Origin of the sequence: Streptomyces calidiresistens (assembly GCF_014141525.1) — a bacterium.
Taxonomy (GTDB): Bacteria; Actinomycetota; Actinomycetes; order Streptomycetales; family Streptomycetaceae; genus Streptomyces; species Streptomyces calidiresistens.
On record NZ_VKHS01000855.1, the window covers coordinates 1 to 2,176 of the forward strand.

At 74.3% G+C, this 2,176-nt stretch carries 3 protein-coding genes; 1 reads left to right on the forward strand and 2 read right to left on the reverse strand.

Annotation, left to right across the window (positions count from 1 at the left end; genetic code table 11):
• Nucleotides 1–166: 166 nt before the first annotated feature.
• Nucleotides 167–307, forward strand: coding sequence for a hypothetical protein (locus FOE67_RS23460; protein ID WP_182666836.1), 141 nt, complete (start codon nucleotides 167–169; stop codon nucleotides 305–307).
• A 58-nt stretch (nucleotides 308–365) separates the two neighbouring features.
• Here the strand turns inward: FOE67_RS23460 and FOE67_RS23465 are convergent, their stop codons facing one another.
• Together FOE67_RS23465 and FOE67_RS23470 are read right to left on the reverse strand one after the other, a co-directional pair.
• The gene (locus FOE67_RS23465) at nucleotides 366–1,103 is read right to left on the reverse strand and encodes a glycerophosphodiester phosphodiesterase (RefSeq protein WP_182666837.1); all 738 of its coding nucleotides are present in this window, start codon (nucleotides 1,101–1,103) and stop codon (nucleotides 366–368) included.
• Nucleotides 1,100–2,173, reverse strand: coding sequence for an adenosine deaminase (locus FOE67_RS23470; RefSeq protein WP_438874291.1), 1,074 nt, complete (start codon nucleotides 2,171–2,173; stop codon nucleotides 1,100–1,102). The genes FOE67_RS23465 and FOE67_RS23470 overlap by 4 nt, the downstream gene beginning before the upstream one ends.
• Nucleotides 2,174–2,176: the final 3 nt, after the last annotated feature.

Below are 2,176 nucleotides of genomic sequence, written 5' to 3' on the forward strand. Positions count from 1 at the left end.
ACGTCTCCCGGGGCGCCGGGGGCCGGGGTTGGCCGAAAGGTGCTCTGTACAGCGGGGTGGCGGCTGATACGTTCGGTGCCCGTCGGGTCGCTGTCCGCGTCCACCGGTGCGGCGTCGACCCGTTCGGACCCATCGCCCTTTTCCGCAACCCGGAGGATGAGCCCTCATGCGCAACCGCACCCGTGTGATCGCCCGTGCCGCCACCGTCCTCATGACGGTGGGGCTGTTCGCCGGCGCCGCCGCCGCTCCCGCGATCGCCTCCTCGACCGACGGCTGCGTCATCGTGCGCGGCGGTCGTTTCTGCTGATCACGCAGGTCCGTCGCGGGGGCGGGTCGATCCGGCCCGTCCCCGCGACGCCGGCGGGTCACCGTGCGGCGGCCCGGTCCACGGCCCGCCTCAGGGTCCCGGGGCGATTGCTGGTGATCGCGTCCACGCCCAGGGCCAGCAGCCGACGCATGGTCCGTCCGCTGTCCACCGTCCACGCCCCCAGCAGGTATCCCGCCTCCCTGGCCCGCTCCACCGTGGCCCGGTCCAGCAGCCCGAAGCGGTAGTTGAGCCACCGGGGGCGCACCTCCGCGACCAGGCCCGCCCGCACCGGGGCGCTGCGCTTCCAGGTCAGGGCGATCTCCGCCGTCGGGTCCTCGGCCCGGACCGCCAACAGCGCCGCGGGGTCGCCGCACCAGTACACCCGGTCGGCGGATCCGTCCCCGGCCACCGCCGCGACGGCGGCCCGGGCGGTCGCGCCGTCCGGGTCCGGCAGGTCGACCAGCACCCGGGTCGGGAAGGTGGCCCCCAGCGCCTCGACCAGGGTCGGCACCCCGCCCGCCGAGGCCTCGCGGAGCTCGGCCACCGTCAGGTCGGCCACCGCCCGGTTCACCCCCCACAGCCGCTTCAGCCCCGGGTCGTGGAGCACCACCGGCACCCCGTCGCGACTCAGCCGGACATCCAGTTCGATCGCGTCGGCCCCCTCGTCGATCGCCGACCGGAAGGACGCCAGGGTGTTCTCCCGCACCCGGTAGGGATCCCCCCGGTGCGCCACGACCAGGGTGCGGCCGGGGGCTCCGGCGGACGGGCCGACCGGATGACGTGTCGCGTCGCTCATCGGCCCCACTCCGCCAGGTGCGTGTCGATCTCGGCCAGCAGGCGGTCCCGCCCGGCCGGATCGAGGAAGGACTGCCGGACCGCGGAACGTGCCAACCCGGCCAGCCCCGCCTCGTCCAGCCCCAACATCTCCCCGGCCACCAGGTACTCCCGATCGAGATCGGTGCCGAACATCGGGGGGTCGTCGCTGTTGATGGAGAACGGCACCCCGGCGGCGGCGATCGTCGGCAACGGGTGTTCGGCGAGTGAGGGCACCGACCGGGTGGCGACGTTGGAGGTCGGGCAGATCTCCAACGGGATGCCCCGCTCCGCCAACTCCTCCATCAGCGCCGGATCCTCCACCACCCGGATGCCGTGCCCGATCCGCTCCGCCCGCAGCGCGTCCACCGCCTCCCGGACGGATGTCGCGTCGCTCGACTCCCCGGCGTGCGGCACGCTGTGCAGGCCCTCCGCGATCGCCCGGTCGAAGAACGGCTTGAACTGCGCCCGACCCACCCCGATCTCCGGGCCCCCGAGCCCGAACGAGACCAGCCCCTCGGGGCGCAGGTCACAGGCCATCCGGACGGTCTCCTCGGCGGCCGGGAGGCCGAGCTCGCCGGGGATGTCGAAGCACCAGCGCAGCGCGATGCCCCGGTCCCGTTCGAGAGCCACCCGCGCGTCCTCGATCGCCTCGAGGAAGGCCTCCGGGGCGATCCCGCGCCGGGTGGAGGTCACCGGGGTGACGGTCAGTTCCGCGTAGCGGACGTTGCGGTCGGCCAGGTCGCGCCCCACCTCGTAGGTGAGCAGCCGAACGTCCTCCGGATCGCGGATCAGGTTCACCACCGAGATGTAGACCTCGATGAAGTGCGCGAAGTCCCGGAAGGTGAAGTACTCGGCCAGCGCCTGCGGGTCCTGCGGCACCGGGGAGTCGGGGTGGCGGGCGGCGAGGGCGGCCACGGTGTGCGGGGCGGCGGAGCCCACGTGGTGCACGTGCAGTTCGGCCTTGGGCAGCGCGGCGACGAAGGCCGCCCGATCCGCCTGCGGATCTCCCACCGGTGGAACGGGGGCGGGTGCTGGGGGCACCTGGGGCACGGG

What these genes read in the sequence shown, in the direction of transcription:
- FOE67_RS23465 (WP_182666837.1), bottom strand. Translation starts at nt 1,103, where the DNA reads ATGAGCGACGCGACACGTCATCCGGTCGGCCCGTCCGCCGGAGCCCCC.
- FOE67_RS23460 (WP_182666836.1), top strand. Translation starts at nt 167, where the DNA reads ATGCGCAACCGCACCCGTGTGATCGCCCGTGCCGCCACCGTCCTCATG.